The sequence below is a fragment of the Microcoleus sp. Pol12B5 genome (assembly GCF_036701335.1).
GTDB lineage: Bacteria > Cyanobacteriota > Cyanobacteriia > Cyanobacteriales > Microcoleaceae > Microcoleus.
The window spans coordinates 240,766-265,971 of the sequence record NZ_JAUBQQ010000002.1; the positions used below are offsets into that span (position 1 = coordinate 240,766).

The window sequence follows — 25,206 nt, forward strand, 5'->3', positions numbered from 1 at the left end:
ACCTTTTGTAGTAAGGGATGCAAGTCTTGCTTCACCTAAATCTGTAACAGAGAACTGAAGTCATTACTAGACAATCCATTTCCTGTAGGGACACAAGATTTGCCTGTGTCCCTAATTTCTTAACTGAAATCAGCGATGGTAATTTGGTTGGCTGTCACGCCATTGATAGCAGTTAAAATTTCACCTGTTGCTGTCAAGGTGATTAAAGTTGCACTGTTGCTAGGGACAATAGAAAGTTGCGAGAAGGTTAAATTGTCGGCAAGTGCGAGGAAGTCGATGCCTGGTTCAAAATCGAAAATGATATCGCTGCCAGAATTGGCTGAAATTAAGAAGCGATCGCTCCCATTTCCTCCTATCAAGCTGTCATCGCCGTTTTCACCGCTGAGAAAATCAGACCCGTTACCGCCCAGCAAGATATCGCTAGCTTGACCGCCGTAAAGACTGTCATTGCCTTCACCTCCACTCAAGCTATCTTGACCGCGATTTCCAAATAGGATATCTTCCCCATTATTGCCAAACAAAATATCGCTTTCTTTGCCGCCGTAAACAGTGTCATTGCCCTCGCTACCGTCGAGGGAATCATTGCCTTGATTGCCGTGTATCCAGTCATTGCCGCCCAAACCGCTGAGAGTATCATTGCCGCGTTTGCCGGCCATTGTATCGCTGCCACTGTCCCCGGAGAGGTTGTCGTCCCCGTCAGTGCCGGTGAGATTGGAGTTAGCTGCGGTCGCATCTATTTCTCCTTCAATCACCGCAACGGCAGGTGTATCGGGCAATGTTGTTTGTTGAATTTTGGTATCTAAGGCAGTACCAGTATTGTCGGCAATAACTTGGGCGATCGATTTCGTACCTATACCAACTGCTTTTAAGTCTTCAGAGGTTTCGCCTAGGGCTACTTTTTGCACGCGGGCAACTTCTCGGTTAACTGAAGCTGTTGCAGTGTTGAATACAACTTGGTCAACGCGCTGATTTGCTTCGGCCATTACCTTAGCTGCATCCGGGGCAATTTGCAACAATTGCTGAGTGTTTAAACCCGAGTCAAATTGTTGTGCTGCTGTGGTGGCGCGATCGACAATTGTTGCTAACTGGTTGGGATCGCTGAGATTGAGAGTTGTCCCGGATTGAATTTGTTGAACGATCGCACTTACAACTGCTTTTACGGTGTCGGTATTGTCCAGAATCGACGCACCGTCTATTAAAGCAGCAGTTTGGGTAATGACGTTTTGTACCTTGACCATTGCAGTCAAAGTTTCTAATCCACCCGCGATCGCGTTTTCGGTAGCTGCGATCGGATCTAAGCTAGTTATATCAACATTAGCGGGAATGGAAAGAGAAGATTTGACGAGAGATTCGGCGAGATCGCTGTCAATTCCTTTGTCAATTAAATCCGCTACTAAAGTGGTTAACAAAGTGACAACAGTAGCGTAAGGCGGGGCAGTGACAGGCGTTTCCAAAGGCAAACCCGTAGCAGTATCAATGCCACCAAAAGCCACAATATTGCCTTCTTCCGGATCGAGTTCGCCGTTGCGATTTTTGTCAAAAACTTCCAAGGAAATATCGAGTTCGTATTCACCTTTTGGGCCAGTTGTTGCAGAGGGTTCGCTAGCATCAAGTTCGCCATTTTTGTTAGCGTCTAAGAAAACTGTAGCCCCAGCGATGTAGCCGTCAATAACAGAACCTCGACCTCGATTATAAAGATCGAAAAATGCTATATCCGATGCACCAGCAGCATCACTTGCTGTTACTCGAATCCAGTAGTTGCGATTGCGCTGCAAGCTATCATCAATCCTGAAAGTACGGCTAGCCGGATCGAAACTCATGCCAGTTGGTAAGGGGCTAATACGACTCCAACTTGTCGGAATTGGCGATCGTCTTCCGCTGACATTTCGCCACTCAAAGTTGGTGACATTTTCATACCAATCTGCTGTATAAGTTAAGCTATCGCTCGGATCGGGATCGATGAAAGTGTCGTTTTGAAAAGTAAACTGCAATTGAGGACTCGAACCCGGTTGCAAACTCAAACCTTGTTCCCGGAACGGAATATTTAAGACTGGCGGACGGTTGACAGGATTGAGAACATTGCGAAGATTTAAACGTCCTCCGCTAACAGTTCTGCCTGCGAGAGAAGGCAACGGGTCAACTGTTGAGAGAATAGAGTTTCTTAGTTGGGCGACAGTCAAGGTTGGATCTTGGGCTAACAGCAACGCCGCCGCACCTGCTACGTGGGGTGCTGCCATTGAAGTTCCGTCATAGAAACCGTAGTTATTACCGGGAACTGTGCTCAAAATGTTTCTTCCGGGCGCACCTAAGTCTACGGTACTGGCTCCAAAATTCGAGAAAAATGCTAGTTGGTCATTGCGATCTGTTGCTGCAACTGAAATAACATTGGGAAGGTCATAGTTAGCTGGGTAAGAAGGTCTGATGTCATTATTAGAGCTGTTATTACCTGCTGCTGCAACAAAGAGAATTCCTGCACTGTTAGCTTCACTGATAGCGTCAAATAAAGCTCTAGAGTCAGGAACATTCCAACTAGCATTAATGACATCTGCACCCTTAGTGGTAGCGTAACGAATCCCTCTGGTGATAGAGACTAAATCTGGTGCTATGCGACTGCCAATCTTCAAAGGTATCAAACTAACATTATGGTTAATTCCAGTAACGCCAATGCGGTTATTACCAATTGCACCAATGGTTCCAGCAATGTGGGTTCCGTGACCGAGATCGTCACTTGGATCGTTGTCGTTGTTATAAAGGTCATAGCCGCGAACATCGTCTGTGTAGCCGTTACCGTCGTTGTCAATACCATCGCCAGGAATTTCTCCCGAGTTAGTCCAAATATTGGCTATTAAATCTTCATGGTTGTAGTCTACGCCACTGTCCGTAACTGCAACAATTATCCTTCTGTCACCTGTTTGACTATCCCAAGCTTCCGAGGCATCGATATCAGCATCTGATGTGCCTCCCTCTAATCCAGTATTATTTAAACCCCACAGTTCGCTAAATCTGGTATCGTTTGGTATGAAATCATAGGAACCTTGGTAATTCAGTTCTACTGCCTCTACGTTGGGATCTCGAGCTAAGTTTTCTTGAATTTGCAGCAAATCTAATTCTGAAGAAAATTTGACAATTCGCCACCGATCTAATGGACTGGGTGTGAAGTCAAATTGGGAGCTTGATTGTACTAGGTCTTCTAGCGCTATCTCTCCGTTAGCTTGAAAATTGCCTAGAAAATCATTGCTTGCACCGGGTCTCAGTTTCACTAAAAGTTCGCCTGGTTTGTATTGTGAACCAGTGACAGGATCGATTGGTGGCAATTGACCGCCGTTATCATTCGATCGATCGTTATCAATAGAGACCGCGATCGCATCTGCTGCATTTAAACCGGAATAATTGCGATCGTTGCTGACAGCAGGTTTGATAACAATCCTGTAATTTTTATCACCGTCAACAACCTTGTCATCAACACCAGTTACCGTCACCGTTTGCGTTTGATTCCAATTAGCAAAGTTGAAGTTCAGCGATGGTGGAGAAATTATGCCTTCTACTGGATTGGAACTTTCTAAATCAATTCTGACATCAGCAGTTGGCGGAGTATTTAGTTTGACTGTAAATGTTGCTTTACCTCCCGCTTCTGTGGTGACTAATCCTGATGTCGGATCGACAGTAATGCCAGCAGGTATCGTCGGCGGCATGATTACTGGCGGTAGTGGAGTTGGCGTTGGTGTTGGTGGAGTTGGTGTTGGTGGAGTTGGTGTTGGTGGAGTTGGTGTTGGTGGAGTTGGTGTTGGTGGAGTTGGTGTTGGTGTGGGTGTTGGTGGAGTTGGTGTCGGTGGAGTTGGTGTTGGCGGAGTTGGTGTCGGTGGTGTTGGCGGTGTTGGTGTTGGCGGTGTTGGCGGTGTTGGTGTTGGCGGTGTTGGTGTTGGCGGAGTTGGTGTCGGTGGTGTTGGCGGTGTTGGTGTTGGCGGTGTTGGTGTTGGCGTAGTTTCGTTATCAGTAATGGCGACAGTAACAGGCGCGATCGCAATTCCGCTATATTTCGCGTCGTTACTTGTTACGGCATGATTGATTGTGCCAGTGTGAGTACCTTCTACAACTGTGTCGTCCGTCGCAATCACAGTTACAGTTTGGGCAATATTCCAATTAGCAGCGTCGAAGCTAATGGGGGCGATCGCACTTATTTGATTTCCCCCCTCAAAGCTGACTGTTACCTGCGCTGTTGGCTGCGAATTTAGCTGAAGTGTATAACTTCCCGTTGCACCGCCTTCTACTGCTGTTGTACTGGCGGGATTAACGGTAACGCCGACTGTATCGCTGTCGCTGTTAGTAACGCTGACATCGGCAGCACTGAAATTGTTGTAATTGCTGTCTGTACTAACAGCAGCCTCAGTCACAATAGTGTAAGCAATATCGCCGTCAGCAATATTGTCGCCAACACCTGTTACCGTTACCGTCTGCGCCTGATTCCAGTTATTGGGAGTGAAACTTAAGGTATTAGTAGAAACTGTTCCTTCTGCCGGATTGGAACTGCTTAAAGCTATCGTCACAGGTGCCGTAGGTTGAGTGTTGAGGACAACACTGAAATTAGCAGTACCTCCCGCTTCTGTTGTCGTTAATCCTGCTGTGGGATTAACCGTAATACCGGGAGTTTCGTTGTCGCTATTAGTAACGCTGACATCGGCAGCATTGAAATTGCTGTAATTGCTGTCTGTACTAATAGCCGCCGCAGTGAAAATAGTATAAGTTTGATTGCCGTCAGCAATATTCTCGTCAACGCCTGTTACCGTTACAGTTTGTGGCGCACTCCAATTGGCGGGAGTGAATGTCAGCGAGGGTATAGAAACTGTTCCCTCGGCAACATTGGAACTGCTTAAGCCAACACTCACGTTAGCAGTTGGTTGAGAGTTGAGTTGGACAGTAAATGTTGCTGTGCCTCCTGCTTCTGTTGTCGTTAATCCGCTATCGGGATTGACTGCAATTCCAGCAGTGTCGTCATTCGTAATAGTAGTTGTCGCACTAGCAGAACCAATTGTTGAGCTGCCACTGGGAAAACCACCATTAGGTAAGGTCACGGGATTTGAGAGAGTGGCAGTAATAATTTCGTCTGGTTCCACGCTACCATCACCTAATACATCGAGGGTGACAGTTTTTGATGTTTCTCCCGATGCAAAATTAATAGTACCAGTTATGCTTGTTGCGCCAGAAGTACCGCCGATATTATTGTAATCGCTGCCGTTGGTTGCAGTTCCGCCAATTCCATAATCGACAGTCCCTGCTGAATCAGTACCGCCACTGCGACTAACAGTAAATATCAGCGGATTTGTGCCGGAGTTGCCTTCAGGAACAGTACCAGCACTAGCACCCACTGTGTAAATAATCGGATCGTTAGCAGGAATTGTTAGGGTAGTTTGAGGGATTGTACCTCCAAACCCTCCCGGACTCGTACCAAAACTCAAGACAACTGCTTCATCCATTTCTGCAAGGTTGTCTGGTTTGATAGTGACAGCTATATTTTGAGTCGAACTGCCGCTACCTGCGGGAAAAGTGAGAGTATTAGTAGAAAGAGTATAATCAGCACCTTGAGTCGCTTGTGATGTTCCAGCAGGAACGGGCAAGACAGTTGCGATCGGTACAATCAAGTCTGTAAATCGTAAACCGTCTTCGACTGTCACAGGAATAGTAACATTCGCATCTGCATCTCCTTCAAGGCTGCTGTACGCAGAATTAGCAAAACTTGCTTTCAATAGCACATTCAACAGAATTGAAACTCTGTTACTGTTGGTATTTGCGACAGCAATATCTGGTTTGGTATCAGAGTTAAAATCTCCAACCGCGATCGCGCTACGACTGATTCCCCCAGTATTATAATTAAACGGCCCGTTAAACGTTCCTTGACCGGTTCCAGTTAAAATTGAAACATCATTTGAATCCATGTTCGCTACAGCTAAATCCGGTTGACCGTCAGCGTTGAAATCACCAACGGCAATATCATTAGGATCTACCCCAACATTAAAGTTAGCAGGATTGCTAAAAGTGCCTTGACCTGTCCCTGATAAAATTGATACGTTCTGGCCTGCGGTTACAGCCAGATCGGATCTGCCGTCAGCGTTAAAATCTCCAACTGCGATCGCGGTGGGACTTGCGCCCACATTAAAGTTGGTTGGATTGCCAAAAGTGCCTTGGCCCGTACCGGAAAAAATAGAAACGCTGTTAGCCGGATTCCTGGTAGTGGCAACAACATCGAGATTGTTGTCGGCGTTAAAATCTCCGATCGCGATCGCTAAGAGGCTGGTTGCAGTCCCCACATAGTTGAAATTACCAAAAGTTCCTTGACCATTGGTTAAAGCAATAGAAACTTGGTTCTCTTCTGCCACAACTAAGTCAGCCAAGCCGTCTTGATTAAAATCTCCCGCAGCGATCGCCTCTTTAGTGATGCCAGGACCCAAGTTGTTAGGATTGCTAAAGTTGCCTTGCCCTGTTCCTAAAAAGACATAAGCCCCTCCTCCTATATCGCCGCCAATTGCTACCGATACAGCTAAATCGGGAAGCGAATCCCCATTAAAATTGCCCGCAACAATACCGCTGGGAGATCCTCCACTCCCCAAGGTCAAGTTAGTAGCAGTTCCAAAATTACCTTGACCTGTTCCCAAAAAGATCGACACACTGTCAGAAGTTCTGTTAGCTACGGCTAAATCGAGAAGGCCATCTCCGTTGAAGTCCTGGCTAACAATAGCTGTAGGGGAATTTCCTGTTGTCAAGCCAGTAGGTGTTTGTTTAAACGTATTGAGAACGTGGCCGTAAGCTGCGATCGCTTCTGGCCGAAATGCAATGGCAGCTTTTATTGTCCCCGCTGTCACTGTTAATTCCCAGTCGCCGCCAGCTTCTGCACAACCTGTGAGATTCTCAGAAGCAGCAACACTTGCCCCTGTTAGTTGACTCAAACGCTGTACAAATGCTTTGCCTATATTCCCTTGGCCAACATTACACCCGTAGAGGACAATTTCGGCATTTGGTGTCAGCAATCGCGCCCATGCTTGGACTGCTTGCACGAAATTACCGACGCGATCGCTCAACTTTTCCCAACTCAATTCAAGGTTCCCCAGTTGCACGCAACCGGGTTGCCCGTGGGTAATAATGTGAATTACTGAAAATTTCCTTCCCTGCAAAGCTTCGGCAATTTGTTCGAGGCCGTTGCGGTTTGACTCTAATTGAATTACCTCGGTTTCAGGGATAACGCCGTCGATTAAGATTTGAGGGTCGGGGACGGCAGCATCGATAAATGCGATCGCTTTTGAGGAAAGTTGAGTCATTGACTTTAGGGAAACAGCCGTTGGCGCGATCCCTAAGTCTGGGATGTTTAAGTCTGGGATGTTATCGTTATTACAGTTTTCGGCAGTGAGGGATTGGGGCGTTGTGCCGGCAGGAAAGTTGGTACCAGTACTGAAAGTAGACATGATTAATATACCTAGCGGATACTTCTGGTTTATGTGATGCCAGCAAGTTTACAAAAGCACCAGCTCTGCTGTATTGTAAATTCTTGCGGAAAACTTGGGAAAAATATAATTCTCTTGCGGAATTTATCCCTATTTGATGAAGAATTGTAACAGCGCCGACGGGCAGGCTTTTTTTACGACAGAACTTACGCCTCAATACCAAAGAAACCAGGCTTTTTACCAAAATACACAAGTTTCCCGATCGGGTAAAAAACCCGGTTTCTGAATCCCCGCAAGCCCTAGGCAAAAATACTTGGCAACTACAAACTGCTTTTAATGTGACAGGGGCTTGAGTTTTGTTAAAGCCGATCGCGATATTGCTTAGGAGTCAAACCGACAATTTTGCAGAATGTCTTACTAAAGTGACTTTGGTCGTAAAATCCCACTTGCTGGGATATATATTTTATTGATAACTTCGGTTTTTTCAACAACTGTTTTGCTTTTTCAATTCGGCACTGGGTCACGTAATGATGGGGCGTAACTCCAGTCGATTGTTTAAACATACGGCTGAAATGATAAGAACTAATGTTCACTAAATTAGCAAGTTCACTTAAGTGCAAATCTCGGTTTATGAATTCATTAATGTAATGAATAACTAATTGCAATTGACCGGGGTCAAGACCGCCTCCCACATCTCGCCGGTTAGGTTTTTTCGCGCCATAGCGGTGCAGTATGTGCAGTGAAAGCGCGTTTTTCAGTGCATCGACATAAAGAGTACCGTTTAATCCGCCTGATTCCAGTTCGGTTTTGAGAGCCCAAGCAATTCCGTGAACCAACGGATCGCGGGTTTGCCATTGCGGTATAATTTCAATGGGATTTGAATTGATCGATTCGCAAACTGTATTGTCGAAATCGGTAGGTTCAAGAGCGATCGCCAGAAATTCATAGTTTCCGGCTGCAACTGTTTGGAAATAAGTACCAGCAGCAGCGATGAAAATCTGCCCACTTTGCCACGATTCGCTACCGCAGTTTTTCCCGTTCACTGTTCCTTTTAGTGTTGCTGGATTGAGCATCAAGCCAACCGTGTGCTGTTCGAGACAGTGTTCGGGACATTCGTTTGGTGGCTGACAGTGATATTCGACATGAATTCCTTGCCACTTTGCGCCGTGACTCGACAGGATTGCGGGGCGCGGGAGAATCACTTTCATCGCGTCTGTCTTGGCAAAATCAAGAATTAATGGTTTCTGTGGGGACATAGCTGGCACCGACTGGACGAGTTGCTATTTTGTAGTTGACAAATCCTCGCCGTAGAACGGCGAGGATTCTTCTAAGCATCCGAGTGCCTTCGGGACTGACCGTCGGGAAACAAATCTGAGTTAAATCTGCAACAGCGTTCCCAGCGTACAAACCTAAAATACATAAAATGTAATACTTACTGGTATTTTACAGAAAAATCATGCACAGACGAGTTTTCCAGATTGCTATTGTACTTTGCCTCCAAGTCGTCCTGGTTCTGGGCGCGTGGGCGCAGCCTGCGGCGGCGCTGACTCCTGAACAGCAGCTTTTGAGCGAAGCTTGGCGAATTGTCAATCGCTCTTATGTGGACGACAGCTTCAACTCTCAAAACTGGTGGTCGATTCGCCAAAAAGCTGTCAAGGAACCGCTTAACGACAGACAGCAGACTTACACGGCGATTCAGGGGATGCTGGCGAAACTCGACGACCCGTTCACTCGACTGCTGAAACCCGAACAGTACCGCAGCTTGCAGGTCAACACTTCGGGAGAATTGACGGGTGTGGGGCTGCAAATTGCGATCGACCCCCAGACAAATACTCTGACAGTGGTGGCTCCTTTGGCCGGCTCACCGGCAGATAAAGCTGGTATCCAACCCCTCGATCGCATTCTAAAAATTGATGGCACTCCTACCTCTGAATTGAGCCTAGACGAGGCTGCAACTCGAATGCGCGGCCGCATCGGCACTCCCGTTACCTTGACCTTGGGCCGCGAGGGAAGGGACGTTGCTGAGGACATTGAGCTAGTGCGCGATCGCATTGCTCTGAATCCGGTTTACGCCGAATTGCAGTCGGCCTCGGAGAATTTGCCGCTGGGCTACATTCGCTTGAGTCAATTCAGCGCTAACGCCACTGAGGAAGTCGCTCACGCGATCGACCGCTTGGAAAAACAAGGAGCCGCCGCCTACATTCTCGACCTGCGGAACAACCCAGGCGGACTGTTGCAAGCAGGGATTGAAATTGCCCGCCTGTGGCTCGATTCCGGGACGATCGTCTACACGGTGAACCGACAGGGCATTCTCGGCAGTTTTGAAGCCTCTGGACAAGCCCTAACTAACGATCCGCTGATTGTTTTGGTGAACAAGGGAACTGCCAGTGCTAGCGAAATTTTGGCGGGTGCGCTGCAAGATAACGGCAGAGCTCAACTGGTAGGAGAAAAGACTTTTGGCAAAGGACTGATTCAGTCGCTGTTTGATTTGTCTGACGGTTCCGGGTTGGCCGTGACTGTTGCTAAGTACGAGACACCGAACCATAAAGATATTAACAAGCTGGGGATTTCGCCCGATCGCGTAGTACCTTTGGAACCCATCGCGCGCGATCAAATCGGCACCGCAGCAGACTTGCAATATCAAGCTGCACTGCAACTACTGAAAGAAAAAACTGTGCTGGCAAAGTCAGTATAAGCCTGAGTTTGAAGTTTTGAGATTGCAACAGGTGACAATACGCAGGTCTGTCTGTCTCTGCGTTTGCTTCGCCACGACAGACAAGAATCATCAAAAAAACTCTTTTATTTAAAAGTGATATCAAGTCCGACAGATTCATCTGTCATTCTTCGTTGTGCGAAGCCATGACATACAAGAATGATGCACATCGGACGTGATATCAAAACCCAAAACAGCCCTTCCCTTAAGGTTGGGGGGTTGATTCCTCGGCGTCGGGCACCTCGGCTTCTTGCAAAATCACCGGACGCTGCAGCGGGTCAGCTTGGTTGCTTTGCTCTTGCATCACAGTTTTAGCAAGACTAGGGTCAAAGTAGCGGTTAAAGTCCGATCGCGACTGATTTACTCGCCCTTGGGTAAGATTGACTTCAGCTTGGATTTCGTGCAATTTTTCTTGCACCGCCCGGTAGTGAGGCCAAAGCTGAAGCAAAGCAGAAGTGGCACAGACTGAAAGTACCATGTTGACTGCCAACTTGACGCCTGTTTCGGCCGCGAGGGTTTGGTGAGGGTAGGAACGCTGGCGGCTGCTGCTGCGACGAGGAGTAACCCGAGGGGAGTTTTTTACAGGACGCAGTGGGGTAACGGTGGGTTGAATCGCTTGCATAATTTTTTTTCAAATACCTGAGACTGACGTTTTAGAGTTCACAAGAGCAAATTCTGAGCTTAACGCACACTCGCCGCTGTTTGTCAGGGTGCTGACAGCCAAAATTGTTGAGACAAAGGTGACGCCTGAAGACGGAATTTTCCCATAAAAATGCCTGCCCTTGCAGTCTCGTCTTGCGGAACACAAACAATCTACTGCACTGGGGCAGCAATTGTATGTATCTGTAATGCGAGAGATTTAACTGCTCAGGCAGGCGTTTTGCGGTTCGCAACTGGTGTCTGGAAACTATTTGTACAGTTCAGTTGACAGCCGGAAAGCCAAGATTCCGGGAATCAAAGCAATTACGAGCGCTACGTAGACTTGGGTATCTGTTAAAGACATATTCGCAAAACTCCTTTTCGCGGGCACGAGCTTTCACCAATTTGAGACAAATTGGCACTTTTGGGAATCATTTGTTACAACTTGCAACACAAATGGTGCCTCCGGGGAGAAGTGGCGCAGTGGCGCAGTGGCGCAGTGGCGCAGTTTTTGAGTGTCGGAGGGGGAGAATTTTTCCTGGTTTCCTGGGACTGCTTCCTTCGGACGTTGTTCGGACGATCGCCTCGCACAGAATTACCGCGTTAGGTTAAGATTTAAGTGAAGGTGACACTAATGTTAGACAGAGCGGGTAATTTGCGCTGCGCTCGACCCTTGCCATTTTTAGGTGCACAAAATAGTTAATGCTAGATCAATTTCTCGACGCTTCACCCAATTTTGGAGTTGACGGCTTTTTATTATTGTTGGTTTTGGTGGCTTTGGAGGCTGTACTTTCGGCTGACAACGCGATCGCCCTGGCGTCTATTTCTAAAGGTTTGGAAGATGCCAAGGATCAGCAAAAAGCTCTCAACTTGGGTTTGATAATTGCTTTTGTTCTGCGGATCGCCCTAATTTTAACGGCTACTTGGGTGATCCAATACTGGCAGTTTGAGCTGCTGGGTGCTCTTTACCTGCTGTGGCTTGTTTTCCAACATTTTACTTCAGATACAGACTCTGAAGGAGAACATCACGGGCCCAGATTTGCGACTGTGTGGCAAGCAATTCCCATGATTGCTTTTACGGATTTAGCGTTTTCATTGGATAGCGTTACTACTGCGATCGCTGTTTCTGACGACACTTTTATCGTCGTAACAGGCGCTACTATTGGAATTATTGCCCTGCGATTCATGGCCGGGTTGTTCATCCGCTGGCTGGATGAATTCGTTCACCTCGAAAGTGCTGGTTACATCACAGTTGGGTTCGTAGGAATGCGGTTGTTGGTGAAAGTAATTAATCCAGATTTAGTTCCTCCGCAATGGCTGCTGATTTCCAGTATCGTCTTGATGTTTGTCTGGGGATTTTCTAAGCGTACTCCTGAGTCAGTCGAGATTGCAAAATCTCTAGAAATGGCTCTGAATCAGCCGGATTCAGAAGTTGCTGTGCGAGAATCACAAGGACAGAAGTCCGAAAATTAACATACTTTCATTTGAATAAAATTAGCTTAAATCTGTCAAACCAACAAGATTGAAGGCTGGTCAAAACGTGCAAAAGCCTTTCATCCCGGTGACTTTAGTCTGGGGATGAAAGGCTTTTATTTTATAATATTGTTTCCTTCACTACGCGATCGAACTTATGGGAGTAGAATTGGGCCTATGGAAAGGCAGTTATCAAAATCAGACTCAGCAATGGTTGCGCTGGTGGGATAGCGAGGGGAATTTGTTGCTGAGGGGGTTGGCGGCATATGGGCGATCGATCCAGATCTGATTTTAGCCTTGGTGGTTGCTGTATTTTTTGGGGCTTTAGGGAAATAAGGCGGGCGAGGGGAAGAGGTTGTAGGCGATCGCATTTCACCTGTCGGGAAAAAATGTAACCTTCCCAACCACCCGGCGCAGATAACCTCTGCATCATCACCGATCACTTTTCGGCGGTGTGCATGGGCGTTGTTAGACCTTTTCTACATAACTCTATAATTTCATAAAGTACTGTTATTGATGATACATACCGAAATAACAGCAGGAACCATTACAAATTTTATTTTTCACCTGAATCTTTTATGATAAACCAACGTGAGTTTCTTGAATTACCAATACGATCAACATATTTTGCATCTTTTAGAAACTTACTTGTGTAACTACTGTTCTTGTGTTCTAGGAGAGTTGTTATATCATCATTTGAGGCCTCTCCAAATTCCATTAGATAATCGTATAATTTAACGTATTTTGTTGAAGCTGATGTCACAGAAAAAGTTTTTATTATATCAAAAAATTCATTCCATGTAGGATTTACTCTTATATAAACTCCCTCTTTACTTCCGCAAAATTCAATTTCTTCTATTTTCTCAACTGACTCCTTTAAAGATATCCAAGGATTTGTTGAAATGGAGCGAATTCTTTTCTGAGCTTCATTAACAGAAATTGATCCTTTCCTATACAGACTATTGATTAAAATTAAATCGATTAACCCATAAGCATCAGGATTACCTTGGACTAACACAAATATTCCTGGCAAAACTGATTCAGCTTGCATAGCAACTTCTACGCAATTAAAGGATTCTGCAAATGTCGGAAATTCTCTTCCATATATTAAAGAACCTAGACCCATTCTCTTAATACCCATTCCAGCCCTGTCAACAAGCTGAAACTGCATCATGAGCTTAGCCAAAGCTTTATTTCGATGCCTCGGCTGATGGATGACAATATTTTCTGATGTAACTCCACCATAGAAGCTACCTGGATTAGTAATAGTCATTTTGGCAATATCAAAATCAACAGATATCATTCCATCGATAGAATAATCTCTATGGACAATAGCATTAATAAAAGCTTCATGAAATGCCTGATCGTCAAGAATTGGTGCATTATATTTTTTATCTTTGAATTTAATTTCGTGGTTTATGTTGCAGGCGTTAAAGTTGTCCTTAGCCAACTTTATAGACCTCCAGATACATTCTTCCCATACCTCATTTATCAAAAGTCTTTCTGATCGCGTTTTGCAACTAAATCTATATTCATAAGTGCCTAGCCGTTCTCTTATAAAATCCGATTTTCCCAGAAACAACAGTCCAGCTTTTGTGAGAGAGCCGTTATTTGTAGCCCCTATTGCTTCTAAAAAAGCACATTTATCGGGCTGAGATTCTACAGAATATTGTTTCCTCCTACAATAATCTTCATAAGCTTCATCTAATGCAATGGTATCTAAGCAAGCAATCACATCTACATCTAATATATCTGCACTCCAATCATAATTTTGTAAATTGTTTACTGCTTGCCTAACTTCATGAGGCTCCATAGGACGGCTTGATCTACCGTCTCTAATGCAAACCTTACCACTTGATGTAGTTATCAAAGAATCTCGTCGATGTGGAACATGAATAATCAAATAAAACTTAGTTTCAAAATCTAAATACTCAGCACATATCTCCACAGATGGTTTTAGCTTACCTTTTAGACGCTGCTCAATTTCAATAACATCTCCCTGTTCAAAACCAACAAGTTGACTGAGCCAATTTTGATTAATTACATTAGAACTATCTTTAATTCCAATAATTATAATTCCACCGCGAAAATTGGATAATGCTGAAACTTCCTCAGCTAAATCTTTAGCATTATGCAGTGCGTGAATATCCCTATATTCTTTAAATTCAATTTCTTCGCTCTCAATACTCTCACTTGGCGTTACTTTACAAGCAGCTATTATTTCTCTTATTGAGTCCTGGTCTTTGATCCTCATAACTTTTGAATGCAGTATTCTCTGTAGATGTACCTCTAACTTATAATTGTATCACAGATGCGGTATAATACTTGCTCGTCTAATTGATTATCAAGTTGTAATTGAAGAAGATAACTTCGAGGAAGGTCTAAGCCAAGCGCTGATTGCAGCGGGTATAAAAGCAGAGGATATCGTGACTAGCCCCTTCCCTGACAACAGTGATAGACAGAAAACCTATCAGACAGTATAAGGAAGAAGGAAGAGGGGGAAACTCCGAGATAGGAAGAGGGGGAAGATTTTTTCGCAATTAGCAATTAGCCATTAGCTATGGCTTAGGCTTACCGACAAAGAAAGCTAAGGGAGAATTATCAACACAAGATAACCGAACTTTAGAACCAATGGGAAAAACATTTCCTGTGGTTGTGAGTGCATATAACTTTTCGCCCGAAGGTGTTTTTAAACAATAACGATTTTCTCTACCTAAAAATTGGCGATCGCAAACCACAACAGCCGAATCTTCATCTAAGTATAAACTCAAGTCTTCCTGCCGAATCATCAATTCTCCTTCAGTAGAAACATCACAAGGAACTTTTACAAATGAATCTCCTTTAACAGCAAAACAACCTACTTCTGTTTCCCAAAAATCCTGCTTCAACGATGCCGACACAAAATTAGCTTGCGTCACAAACTCAGCCACAAATCTAGATGCTGGTTCTTGATAAACTTCCTCTGGAGTGCCAAACTGTTCTAATTTGCCTTGACGCATCACCGCTACCCAATCTGAAATCGAAAGTGCTTCTTCGCGATCGTGCGTGACAAATACACCAGAGGTTCCCGTTGCTTTCAGAATCTCGCGGACTTCCTGACGCAATCTTAACCGTACTTGTACATCTAAATTACTCAACGGTTCATCTAGTAAAATAATCGCAGGTCTAGGGGCTAAAGCACGGGCCAGGGCCACTCGCTGTTGCTGACCCCCGGATAATTCATGGGGATAACGGTTTTCCAATCCTTCTAATCCCACCAACGTTAATGCTTCGGTGACACCTTTCTGAATATGATGCTTTGACTCTTTTCCTTGATGCGTCAAGCCAAAAGCTACATTTTTCGCGACAGTCAAATGGGGGAAGAGTGCATAGTCTTGAAACACCATACCAATGTCTCGCTGTTCCGGCGCGACTGACATATTAACACTGGCTACAGTTTTCCCTGCTAGGGCGATCGTCCCTGCTTGTAGCTGTTCAAAACCAGCAATTAACCGCAGCAACGTTGTTTTCCCACAACCCGATGGCCCCAACAACCCCAGTATATCTCCCTGATGTAAGGTCAGGGTGACAGATGCCACCGCAGGTGATGCAGCTTGGGAATACTGTTTTGTTACACCATCCAAATGCAGAATTATCGGTCGAGCCATTATTGCTATAAATAATCAACAACTTACTATTCTACAATATACCAGTTTAGTGAGATTAATTATCAAAAAGACTTGACAAATGTTTACACCTACTGATAAAATAGCAAGCTAAACTTTTTACTAGCGATGAAAAATTCCCAAAAATCACTACAGCAAACAGGAATCAGGACAATCCAATGGCTATCGACGTTACGCGGTTTATCCGCTAGTGGGTGGACACTTGCGGTTATCACTTTAGCATTGCCGATCGCCATACCAGTCATCAGTGTCTTATCCAGTATCTTTTTTGAAGCTAAAGATACATGGCAACATTTAACCGATACAGTTTTAACCCGTTATATCGTCAACTCTTTATTGTTAATGATCGGTGTAGGCTTTGGTGTTGTCGTGATTGGCGTAGGATGTGCATGGCTAGTAACAATGTGTCGCTTTCGGGCCAGTCCCATATTTGAATGGGCATTACTGTTACCCTTAGCGGCCCCAGCTTATGTCCTAGCTTATACTTATACAGACTTTTTAGAATTTTCCGGTCCAGTTCAAACTGCTTTGCGTTATATTTTTGGCTGGAGTTATGGAGACTATTGGTTTCCTAACGTGCGATCGCTCCCTGGAGCAATCTTAATGCTAATCTTAGTTTTATATCCCTACGTCTACCTATTAACAAGAGTTGCATTTTTGGAGCAATCCACTTGTACCCTAGAAGCTAGTAGAATACTTGGCTGTAGCCCTTGGCGGAGTTTTATGACAGTTGCCTTACCAATGGCAAGACCTGCAATTGTTGCAGGTTTAGCACTGGCTTTGATGGAAACTCTCAACGATTATGGAACTGTTCAGTATTTTGGAGTTGATACTTTTACCACAGGTATTTATCGGACTTGGTTTGGCATGGGAGAACGAATTGCAGCCAATCAATTAGCTGCCCTGCTATTATTATTTGTTCTGGGTTTAATTTTACTAGAACGCTGGTCTCGCAGTCGGACTAAATATTATCAAGCTAGCAGTCGCTATCGCCAACTGCAAACTTATCAACTTAAAGGAATTAGGGAAATTTTAGCGGTAATTGCTTGTTTAATGCCGCTGTTTTTGGGTTTTTTATTGCCATCCGGTCTTTTAGTAAAGTTGACCTTAGCTAATTGGCAACTCACTTTAGATGAACGCTTTTGGATATTTGCCCGTCATAGTTTAATTTTGGCAACCCTGACAGCTATTTTAGCCGTAATTATTGCCTTGATTATGGCTTATGGCTTACGGTTATATCCTAATTTAGGAGTGCAGTTAGGAACGAGAGTTGCGGCAATGGGCTATGCTGTACCTGGTTCTGTGATTGCAGTTGGCATCATGGTTCCTATTGGAAAATTTGACAATCTATTGGACAGTTGGATGCGTGAAAACTTAGGTATTTCTACAGGCTTGTTGTTAAGTGGTACGATCGCAGCTTTGGTATTTGCCTATATAGTTCGCTTCCTCGCTGTTTCTTTAAATGCGGTAGAGTCAAGTTTGAGCAAAATTAAGCCTAATTTAGATGATGCGGCGAGAAGCTTGGGTTATAGCCCGATGCAAACTTTAGTTACAGTTCATACACCAATGATGACGGGAGGTTTACTAACTGCCATGATGTTAGTATTCGTTGATGTAATGAAAGAGTTACCTGCTACTATAATTATTAGACCTTTTAACTTTGATACCTTGGCTGTGCGAACTTATCAACTTGCCTCAGATGAGCGATTGGCCGAAGCTTCCGGCCCAGCCTTGGCAATTGTTTTAGTGGGGATGTTACCGGTTATTTTATTAAGTTGGAAAATTGCGCGATCGCGCAAGTCTTCAACAGATTTAAAGGTTAACAGTTAAAGGTTAACATTATCCCTTTACAAATCCAGATGATTAATAAAAATTCACCAATGTTTACCCGCACTACTGGCACAATTTTCTTATTACTACTTACTGTTTTTGTCACCTTTGGATGTCAAAAACAGGTCGCAGGTCCCCTCGAAACATTACAAAAAACTAAGCAATGTCCAGGATGTGACCTGACTGATACCAAGTTAAGTGACATCGATTTAACAAGCGCTAATCTCAATGGTGCTAAGTTGGAAGGGGCTGTGCTAGAAAAGGTCAAACTTAATGAAGCCTTACTCGATAGCGTCAATCTCAAAGGTGCAAATTTAAAAGGTGCTTCTCTGGAAAAAGCAGGTTTATTTTCTGCTGATCTCACAAATGCTGATTTGAGTAATGCAAATCTCAAGGGGGCTTTTTTGCGAGGGGCAAAACTGAATAATGCCAATCTTAGTAATGCCAATTTAAGTGAAACTGACTTAAATAGTGCTGATTTGACGGGGGCAAACCTGACAGGGGCAAACCTGAAAGGTGCTATAATGCCAGATGGTAAAATTAAAAATTAAAGTTGATTGGATTCGGCGGTTTCAACCGCCGAATCACAAAGAGTAGCTTCTTGTTCAAAAAGCCTCTATTTCCATCCTGCGCGATCGGCAATCTTTAAAGCTTCGGGGTTATTTTTCCCAAACACGTCAGGGTTGAGAGGGTCAGATTTGAATGTACCAAAACTGGCAACTGCAGGATCGATAGCCACACCTGAAATCACAGGGTATTCATTATTACTCCTAGCAAAAATTTGTTGCGCTTCGCGACTGGCTAGGTGTTCCAAGAATTTGATCGCGCCTGCTTTGTTACGGGAGGTTTTGACTACACCCCCACCACTAATGTTGACGTGGGTACCGCGATCGCGCTGGTTGGGGAAAAATACACCTACTTTCGCCGCGATCGCTTTTTCTGCTGGATCTTTCGATTTCATTAAGCGAGCTACATAATAGGTATTAACAATGGCAATATCGCCTACCCCATCAGCAACAGCCTTGATTTGCGCCGTATCATTTCCCTCTGGAGGACGCGCAAAATTAGCCACCAATCCTCGTGCCCAAGCTTCTGTTTTTTGAGCTCCATGAACCGCTAACATAGCCCCAACCAGAGACTGATTATAGATATTAGTGGACGATCGCACTAAAACTTTGCCTTTCCACCGAGGTTCTGTCAGCGCCTCATAGGTTGACAATTGGGCAGGGTTCACCTTGCTTTTGTTGTAAACAATCACTCGTGCCCGGCGCGATAGACCAAACCAGAAACCTTGAGGATCTCGCAAACTTGCTGGAATTGCCGATGTCAGGATTGTTGAAGACACAGGTTGCAGAATACCTGCTTGTTTTGCCCGCCACAAACGCCCACCATCCACCGTGATGAAAACATCAGCGGGGCTATTTGCACCTTCACTTCTGATCCGTTCAATTAGTTGGTCAGCATCCGCTTCAACGAGGTTAACCTTGATCCCAGTTGTTTTGGTGAAGCTTTGGTACAACTCATTATCAGTATCGTAGTGACGGGCTGAATAAAGGTTGAGAGTCCCGGTTTGGGCTGCGACAGGGGCTTTTTTGCTTAGTTCCCCCACTGCCACGACAGCCATTGCTGTACCGCTGGCAAGAAAAATACGCCGAGAAATGCTCATTGTTCTATAATGATAGATTTTTTCATCTGGTAATTGACACGATGGTCTCTCTACAGCCATCTATAGTCAGTGCTTTACTATATTAATGCAAGTAATTCTTATTTGATGATCGAGATCGTAACTATTTTAGGGCTGACGCACTGCTGGTCAGAAATCCGGTCTCGACTTCGCTCAACCGGCTGTTTTTTTCCGAAAAGACTTTGTTATAGCCCAATACGGTTCAGTTAGTGCTAAAAAAACCGATCATGCGTAGGTTGGGCCCGTGGAACGAACCCTCCGTTTCACTCCGCCCAACATTTTCGCTACAATTTTCCTTAACTGAACCGTATTGTGTTATGGCCCGCCGATTAGGTCAAAAATTTGACCTTGCACAATTTGAGGATGATTATTGTAGGGTGTCCCGCCTGCGATAAAAATACACGCCTTCGCGCGAACAGAGCCCATCCCACAAAAAAAATCCAAATCATGCCGCTATTATGCAACGCCAAATTTAAAAAGATTCCTTAAACAACCTCGCGCGCCCAAAAAAAAGCAACAGTTATCTCCCAAGCGATTCGCGTCACCGCCATGTATCAAATGCCCGACTTCGCAACCAGGCTCAACAGCCACTAAGACGCGGGCTACCAGTGCACACCTACGGTTAGTAAGTTGCACACTGGCCTCCTACGGATTATTTGTGTCTAATTAGCTCGTAAATTTCCACATAGTCTTTAGCTGGATATTTCCACGAATTGTCACAATTCATGCCTTGAAGCATGAGTTTTTCAAATTCATCATGATAGTCATACCACAATCCGATCGCCCGATCGAGCGCCGACTCTAAAGCCGAGTAGTCGGTTTGATAAAACACGTAACCATTGCGTTCTTCCGGGAGGTGGCGGGTGTCGTAATCTCGATCGAACACAGTATTCACCAAACCGCCAACTCCCCGCACCACAGGAACAGTGCCGTACCTCAACCCGATCATCTGAGTCAGCCCGCAGGGTTCGTAATTACTGGGAACCACAATCATATCCCCACCGGCATAAATTAAGTGCGACAGTTCTTCATTAAAACCTAGTTCTAAATGGCAGTCTGGATTGTCATTTAAAAAGTATTTTTCGTGCTGGAAATGCGCGTTAATTCCCGCTTCCGTCGCGGAACCCAAAAGCACGAATTGCGCTCCCTTACTCAGAGAGTAATAAATTGCATGGTGAACGAGATGAACGCCTTTTTGGTCGTCCAAACGACCGATAAAGGTAATAATAGGCTTATCAGCATCGCGCAGGAACAGCCGATCGCGCAAAGCTTTTTTAGTTTTCGCTTTTCCTGCCAAATCCTTCTGATTGTAGTGGTGAGGAATATAGCGATCGCTATCGGGATTCCACACATCGTAATCGATGCCGTTGAGCACCCCGCGAAACTTATCTTGATATAAATGCAATGTGTGGCCCAAACCGTAGCCACACTCGCCGAGGTGAGCTTCCCAAGCATGGTGTGGCGAAACTGTGGTGACAAAGTTCGAGTAAACAATACCACCTTTCATAAAGTTGAGGGCAAAAGGGTTAAAGTTATCTCGGAGGCGATCGTAATCAAAATAATAATCCTCTCGATTCAAACCCGTTGCATTCAAAATATCGCTACCTCCCATGCCTTGATGTTTGAAATTGTGAATGGTATAGCAGACTCGCTGATTTTCCATCCAATTGTATTTGTAAATTTCAAACAGCATGACTGGAACCAAACCAGTTTGCCAGTCGTGACAGTGAATCACATCGGGACGCTTGTTGCTTCTGAGCAAAAATTCCAAAGCGGCTTTGCTGAAAAATGCAAACCGCATATTGTCGTCATTGCACCCGTAATAACAGCCACGATTAAAAAAGTTATCTTGAGAGCGAGGTTCGATGAAAAAACACAACTGCCCGTGCACCCAGCCGCACAAGACATCACAAAGGATTTCGCCGCCGTACCAGGGCACAGCCAAATCCCGGTAAGCCTCGTGAAGTCCCCAAATGTGGTCGTACCTCATGCAGTCGTACTTGGGTAGAATAATCTCGACGCAGTGACCGGAATTCTGCAACTCCCGACTCAAACCGTAAACTACGTCGCCCAAACCCCCTGCTTTGATGACGGGGGCGCACTCCGAGGCAATTTGTACAATGTACATTTTTTTTCTAGCTCCTGGATGAATCAAAAAAATATTTTCTTAACTTGACAAAGTATATGATTTCTACGCAGATAAGCAAGTCGGCCATTGGGAATACAGGGAAAATAGGCGCTGGTAGTGGATGTTGAGACGGATTTGGGCGATCGGACTGTTGCTTAAAATACAGTTATGGACACGGCACTGCCGTGTCCCTGATGTGCCCAAGTGTAATCAATCGCCTGTGTTTGCAGATTTTGCAAAAATCAAACTAATTTGTCAAATCCATTCCTTTTGAGCGATCGTATCTCCTGTCGCTGTCAATAACTCAACCCAAACCCATAGCATCATTTTCACATACTAATAATTGACCTTTCCCCTGATAATACCAAACATAACCCTCTCCACCGCCTTTGCCAAAATGACCTAATTTTCGATAATCTTCTTCAATCCCCTTGGTAAATCCTTTAACTAAATCGCAATCAGCTATCAAAGTTTCACCTTGTTTGAGTTCGACAATCTTAGCTGGTGAACTTGTAGCTGCTATAACAGTAGCTTTTTGTTCGCGCAAAGCTGTAACAGCAATTCTCCACCTACCGTCATTAGAAGCAGCCACTTGTCGCAATTTAAGTTTTTTAGCACCGATAACTACATTGTCCGAACAAAACTGAAATACACCATCATCAAATTCCCACTGCTCTGCATCCGAAAGGTCGATCGGCCTATAATGCAGGAAATTGCCTTTTTGTCTCGGTTCCAGTTTCACCGTACCTGTTCCTTGATATACGGGAGCGTTGTAGTCCATTTCCGTTGTCAAAGATACCCACATATCTTTTAAACGGTTATCCGTTTTATAAACACCGGAAGTCAATTTCCCCATACACCAATGCAGCGCACCTTTTTGAATGATCACTCCGGAATTATTCAAGTTAATTTCCGCTTGCTGAACGAGGGGAATATTCTTAGTGGGATGATAAAACTTGTTCGTTTCTGGATTGATATTATTTTGGATGTACCACAAATCTGTTGGTTCCAAAACCTTGATTTCGTATTTCATAATTTACTTCGCCTATTTACGTGAAATGTGTTAAACATTTGACCCGTGATTTGGGGCTGTCGCAATCCCGGACTTATCCGGTGAAATTTATCTTTGGCAGACATCCTCTGCTACTGTTAAATTATCTAGCTATATTAGCAATAGCAGACAGCGCCCCTCCACAATTGTTGAGAAAAATTTATGCCTGCGATCGCACAATCTCCCAATTTACCGATTTTACAAGAAATCAACTCAGGATTGCCCAACATTTGCGGCTCCGAAGCAGAAATCAGTGCCGCAGCCAATAGCAACGAACCAATCTTTCTACCTACCACAAATCTGCGCCTCGAAAACATTCAAGCCGGATTCGCCTGCGCCCTCCATATGCACCAACCGACAATTCCTGCGGGTGCAAACGGCGAACTGATCTGCAATCTCCAGCATATGTTTGAACATCCCAACCAAGGAGACAACCACAATGCCGGAGTCTTTGCTTGGTGCTATTCCCGTATGGGAGAATTTATTCCCCAACTGATTGCCGAAGGCTGCAACCCGCGAATTATGCTCGACTATTCGGGCAACTTATTGTGGGGATTGCGCCAAATGGGACGCGACGATATCTTTGATAATCTCAAACGGATTACGTGCGATCCTCAATATCAACCTCATGTAGAATGGCTGGGGACAATGTGGAGTCACGCCGTCATTCCCTCAACTCCCATTCCCGACATCAAACTCCAAATTCAAGCATGGCAACATCATTTTGCAGCCATTTTTGGCATAGATGCCCTCAAGCGCGTCAAAGGTTTTTCGCCCCCTGAAATGCACTTTCCCAATCACCCCGATACACTTTACGAATACATCAAAGCTTTGAAAGAATGCGGCTATCGCTGGCTGATGGTGCAAGAACATTCTGTAGAAAATCCAGACGGTTCGGGATTGTCGCAAGACCAAAAATATATTCCCAACCGTTTAGTTGCTCGCAATTCTCACGGCGAAACAATCAGTATTACTGCTTTGATTAAAACCCAAGGTTCTGATACGAAATTGGTTGGACAAATGCAGCCTTATTACGAAGCAAAAGGACGCAATAAACAGCAAATTGGCAATGTCACAGTTCCTTCTTTAGTTACTCAGATTGCTGACGGCGAAAATGGCGGTGTGATGATGAATGAATTTCCCAGCGCTTTTGTCAAAGCTTGGCACGAAAACCGCGAACAAGGCGGGGGGAAATCCGGTGTTGTTGGTTTAAACGGCACTGAATATTTGGAGATAATTGAAGCGGCGGGCGTTAATCCTAATGATTATCCTGTTTGTCAGGGGATTAACCAGCACAAAATCTGGCACCTAGTCGATCCTGATAGTGCGACGCCGGAAAAGGTGGAAAGTGCGATCGCCCAACTCAAGCAAACAGACCACAATTTTCACATGGATGGTGCTTCTTGGACTAATGATTTGAGTTGGGTGAAAGGCTACGAAAATGTCTTGGAACCGATGAATCTCCTCAGCGCAGCATTCCACAAAAAATACGATCCGCTGGTGCAGCAAGATGCGACCGTTACCAAGCAGTTTGAATACCAACAAGCTTTGCTTTACAATTTGTTGGTGCAAACAAGCTGTTTCCGCTATTGGGGACAGGGAACTTGGACTGATTACGCGCGCGAACTTTACAACCGCGGCGCTGCTTTAATGAAGTAGCAGAATTTATTGTAGGGTGCCCCGGAAACCAACTGTTTGAGCTTCCTCAAATATCAGCGTTGACGCACCCTACATCTAGAAAACTTTATTGATAAAGAGAGGACTAGAGTCCAATGGCACTGAAAAAGTAAGCAAAAAAAAATCTGTAAGGCAAGATATACATAGATAATTGCCTTACAAACCAAAATATCTCTCTCCATTATGCCAAATCGTGCGTGCATTCTCAAACAACAATTTTTGCAGAGCGTTGCCTCACCTTGGGAGAAGCTGTTGCCAGAAGAGTTAGTCCAGGAGCTTCTAGCGAAGGAGAAGATCACCTACTACCAAAGCATCTACACACCGATAGTCACCTTGTGGGCGATGATATCCCAGGTACTAGAGCCCGACAAAAGTTTGAGTGGGGCCGTGAAGCGGATGAGTACGTGGTTGAGTGCGGCCGGAGTCAAGTCTCCTTCTTCTGATACCGGGGCATATAGTAAAGCTCGTAAGCGACTACCAGAAAAACTCGTTCAAAAGTTAGTACCAATAGTCGCAGAAGCCCTAGAAAAGGAAGTTCCTCTAGAACAACAATGGTGTGGACGACGGGTGCGGGTACTAGATGGGACAACAGTGTTGATGAATGATACTGCTGCTAATCAAACCGAGTATCCGCAACACAGTAATCAAAAAGCTGGGTGTGGATTTCCCATCGCTAAAATAGTGGTACTCTTTTCATTACTAACAGGGGCTGTGGTATCCGCTGGCATAGCATCCTTGGCAAGCAGTGAGATTGTGATGAGCCGTTTGATTTATGCAAATTTAGTCCCCGACGATGTGATATTGGCAGATCAAGCTTATGGTAATTATGTTGATTTAGTGTAACCGTTCAGGGGGTGCGCCTGAAGCGCACCACCCCAAGAGGAGTTTAAGCATCAATATGTTTGAGAGCTAACAA

The 25,206-nt window shown here is 44.8% G+C and carries 15 protein-coding genes and 2 pseudogenes; 8 read left to right on the plus strand and 9 right to left on the minus strand.

All coding sequences use genetic code 11. The annotated features are described in order from the left end of the window. Positions 1 to 119: 119 nt before the first annotated feature. Both QUA24_RS02245 and QUA24_RS02250 read right to left on the minus strand, forming a co-directional pair. A complete protein-coding gene (locus QUA24_RS02245; protein ID WP_333226863.1) occupies positions 120 to 7,451 on the minus strand; it encodes a S8 family serine peptidase in 7,332 nt (2,443 codons plus the stop codon). Between the two features lie 338 nt (positions 7,452 to 7,789). Then, on the minus strand, positions 7,790 to 8,686 hold the full coding sequence (locus tag QUA24_RS02250; protein ID WP_333226865.1) for an AraC family transcriptional regulator: 897 nt from the start codon (positions 8,684 to 8,686) through the stop codon (positions 7,790 to 7,792). Positions 8,687 to 8,886: 200 nt separating this feature from the next. On the opposite strand from QUA24_RS02250, the gene ctpA reads away from it, so the two are divergent. After that, positions 8,887 to 10,125 (plus strand): carboxyl-terminal processing protease CtpA, encoded by a 1,239-nt coding sequence (gene ctpA, locus QUA24_RS02255; RefSeq protein ID WP_333226867.1) that lies wholly within the window; start codon positions 8,887 to 8,889, stop codon positions 10,123 to 10,125. A 223-nt stretch (positions 10,126 to 10,348) separates the two neighbouring features. Here ctpA and QUA24_RS02260 read toward each other — a convergent pair whose 3' ends face one another. Then, a complete protein-coding gene (locus QUA24_RS02260) occupies positions 10,349 to 10,765 on the minus strand; it encodes a slr1601 family putative cell division protein (RefSeq protein WP_333226869.1) in 417 nt (138 codons plus the stop codon). Between the two features lie 285 nt (positions 10,766 to 11,050). Beyond that, complete coding sequence (gene psaM, locus QUA24_RS02265) at positions 11,051 to 11,146, minus strand: photosystem I reaction center subunit XII (RefSeq protein ID WP_015174804.1); 96 nt, start codon at positions 11,144 to 11,146, stop codon at positions 11,051 to 11,053. A gap of 338 nt (positions 11,147 to 11,484) precedes the next feature. Here psaM and QUA24_RS02270 point away from each other — a divergent pair, with 338 nt between their 5' ends. Then, positions 11,485 to 12,255, plus strand: coding sequence for a TerC family protein (locus tag QUA24_RS02270; protein ID WP_333226871.1), 771 nt, complete (start codon positions 11,485 to 11,487; stop codon positions 12,253 to 12,255). A gap of 139 nt (positions 12,256 to 12,394) precedes the next feature. After that, a pseudogene (locus tag QUA24_RS02275) lies at positions 12,395 to 12,511 on the plus strand (Uma2 family endonuclease); the annotation flags it as partial. A gap of 300 nt (positions 12,512 to 12,811) precedes the next feature. Here the strand turns inward: QUA24_RS02275 and QUA24_RS02280 are convergent. Further along, entirely contained in the window at positions 12,812 to 14,509 is a 1,698-nt protein-coding gene (locus QUA24_RS02280; RefSeq protein ID WP_333226873.1) for an RNA-binding domain-containing protein, read from the minus strand. Between the two features lie 46 nt (positions 14,510 to 14,555). Between QUA24_RS02280 and QUA24_RS02285 the strand changes: the two genes are divergently transcribed. Further along, on the plus strand, positions 14,556 to 14,738 hold the full coding sequence (locus QUA24_RS02285) for an element excision factor XisI family protein (protein WP_333071324.1): 183 nt from the start codon (positions 14,556 to 14,558) through the stop codon (positions 14,736 to 14,738). Positions 14,739 to 14,813: 75 nt separating this feature from the next. On the opposite strand, the gene QUA24_RS02290 is transcribed toward QUA24_RS02285, so the two are convergent. Beyond that, on the minus strand, positions 14,814 to 15,902 hold the full coding sequence (locus QUA24_RS02290) for an ABC transporter ATP-binding protein (RefSeq protein WP_333226875.1): 1,089 nt from the start codon (positions 15,900 to 15,902) through the stop codon (positions 14,814 to 14,816). A 126-nt stretch (positions 15,903 to 16,028) separates the two neighbouring features. Here QUA24_RS02290 and QUA24_RS02295 point away from each other — a divergent pair, with 126 nt between their 5' ends. Beyond that, positions 16,029 to 17,750 (plus strand): iron ABC transporter permease, encoded by a 1,722-nt coding sequence (locus tag QUA24_RS02295; protein ID WP_333226876.1) that lies wholly within the window; start codon positions 16,029 to 16,031, stop codon positions 17,748 to 17,750. A 29-nt stretch (positions 17,751 to 17,779) separates the two neighbouring features. Further along, entirely contained in the window at positions 17,780 to 18,301 is a 522-nt protein-coding gene (locus QUA24_RS02300; protein ID WP_333226878.1) for a pentapeptide repeat-containing protein, read from the plus strand. Positions 18,302 to 18,366: 65 nt separating this feature from the next. Here QUA24_RS02300 and QUA24_RS02305 read toward each other — a convergent pair whose 3' ends face one another. The 3 genes from QUA24_RS02305 to QUA24_RS02315 all read right to left on the minus strand — a co-directional run bounded on the left by QUA24_RS02305 (position 18,367) and on the right by QUA24_RS02315 (position 22,595). After that, positions 18,367 to 19,416: a Fe(3+) ABC transporter substrate-binding protein gene (locus QUA24_RS02305; RefSeq protein ID WP_333226881.1), complete on the minus strand. Its 1,050-nt coding sequence runs from the start codon at positions 19,414 to 19,416 to the stop codon at positions 18,367 to 18,369. A 670-nt stretch (positions 19,417 to 20,086) separates the two neighbouring features. Then, a complete protein-coding gene (glgA, locus tag QUA24_RS02310; protein ID WP_333226883.1) occupies positions 20,087 to 21,562 on the minus strand; it encodes a glycogen synthase GlgA in 1,476 nt (491 codons plus the stop codon). A gap of 304 nt (positions 21,563 to 21,866) precedes the next feature. After that, positions 21,867 to 22,595, minus strand: a complete 729-nt coding sequence (locus QUA24_RS02315) for an AIM24 family protein (protein WP_333226885.1) — start codon at positions 22,593 to 22,595, stop codon at positions 21,867 to 21,869. 180 nt (positions 22,596 to 22,775) lie between these two features. Here QUA24_RS02315 and QUA24_RS02320 point away from each other — a divergent pair, with 180 nt between their 5' ends. Beyond that, a complete protein-coding gene (locus QUA24_RS02320) occupies positions 22,776 to 24,272 on the plus strand; it encodes a glycosyl hydrolase family 57 (protein WP_333226887.1) in 1,497 nt (498 codons plus the stop codon). A 201-nt stretch (positions 24,273 to 24,473) separates the two neighbouring features. After that, positions 24,474 to 25,127 (plus strand): annotated as a pseudogene (locus QUA24_RS02325) (IS4 family transposase); the annotation flags it as partial. Positions 25,128 to 25,206 lie beyond the last annotated feature (79 nt).

Bases quoted from the DNA above. Each gene is read 5' to 3' on its own strand.
- QUA24_RS02290 (WP_333226875.1), bottom strand. From the start codon at position 15,902: ATGGCTCGACCGATAATTCTGCATTTGGATGGTGTAACAAAACAGTAT.
- ctpA (WP_333226867.1), top strand. From the start codon at position 8,887: ATGCACAGACGAGTTTTCCAGATTGCTATTGTACTTTGCCTCCAAGTC.
- QUA24_RS02300 (WP_333226878.1), top strand. From the start codon at position 17,780: ATGATTAATAAAAATTCACCAATGTTTACCCGCACTACTGGCACAATT.
- psaM (WP_015174804.1), bottom strand. From the start codon at position 11,146: ATGTCTTTAACAGATACCCAAGTCTACGTAGCGCTCGTAATTGCTTTG.
- QUA24_RS02305 (WP_333226881.1), bottom strand. From the start codon at position 19,416: ATGAGCATTTCTCGGCGTATTTTTCTTGCCAGCGGTACAGCAATGGCT.
- QUA24_RS02320 (WP_333226887.1), top strand. From the start codon at position 22,776: ATGCCTGCGATCGCACAATCTCCCAATTTACCGATTTTACAAGAAATC.
- QUA24_RS02260 (WP_333226869.1), bottom strand. From the start codon at position 10,765: ATGCAAGCGATTCAACCCACCGTTACCCCACTGCGTCCTGTAAAAAAC.
- QUA24_RS02270 (WP_333226871.1), top strand. From the start codon at position 11,485: ATGCTAGATCAATTTCTCGACGCTTCACCCAATTTTGGAGTTGACGGC.
- QUA24_RS02250 (WP_333226865.1), bottom strand. From the start codon at position 8,686: ATGTCCCCACAGAAACCATTAATTCTTGATTTTGCCAAGACAGACGCG.
- QUA24_RS02280 (WP_333226873.1), bottom strand. From the start codon at position 14,509: ATGAGGATCAAAGACCAGGACTCAATAAGAGAAATAATAGCTGCTTGT.
- QUA24_RS02245 (WP_333226863.1), bottom strand. From the start codon at position 7,451: ATGTCTACTTTCAGTACTGGTACCAACTTTCCTGCCGGCACAACGCCC.
- QUA24_RS02315 (WP_333226885.1), bottom strand. From the start codon at position 22,595: ATGAAATACGAAATCAAGGTTTTGGAACCAACAGATTTGTGGTACATC.
- glgA (WP_333226883.1), bottom strand. From the start codon at position 21,562: ATGTACATTGTACAAATTGCCTCGGAGTGCGCCCCCGTCATCAAAGCA.
- QUA24_RS02295 (WP_333226876.1), top strand. From the start codon at position 16,029: ATGAAAAATTCCCAAAAATCACTACAGCAAACAGGAATCAGGACAATC.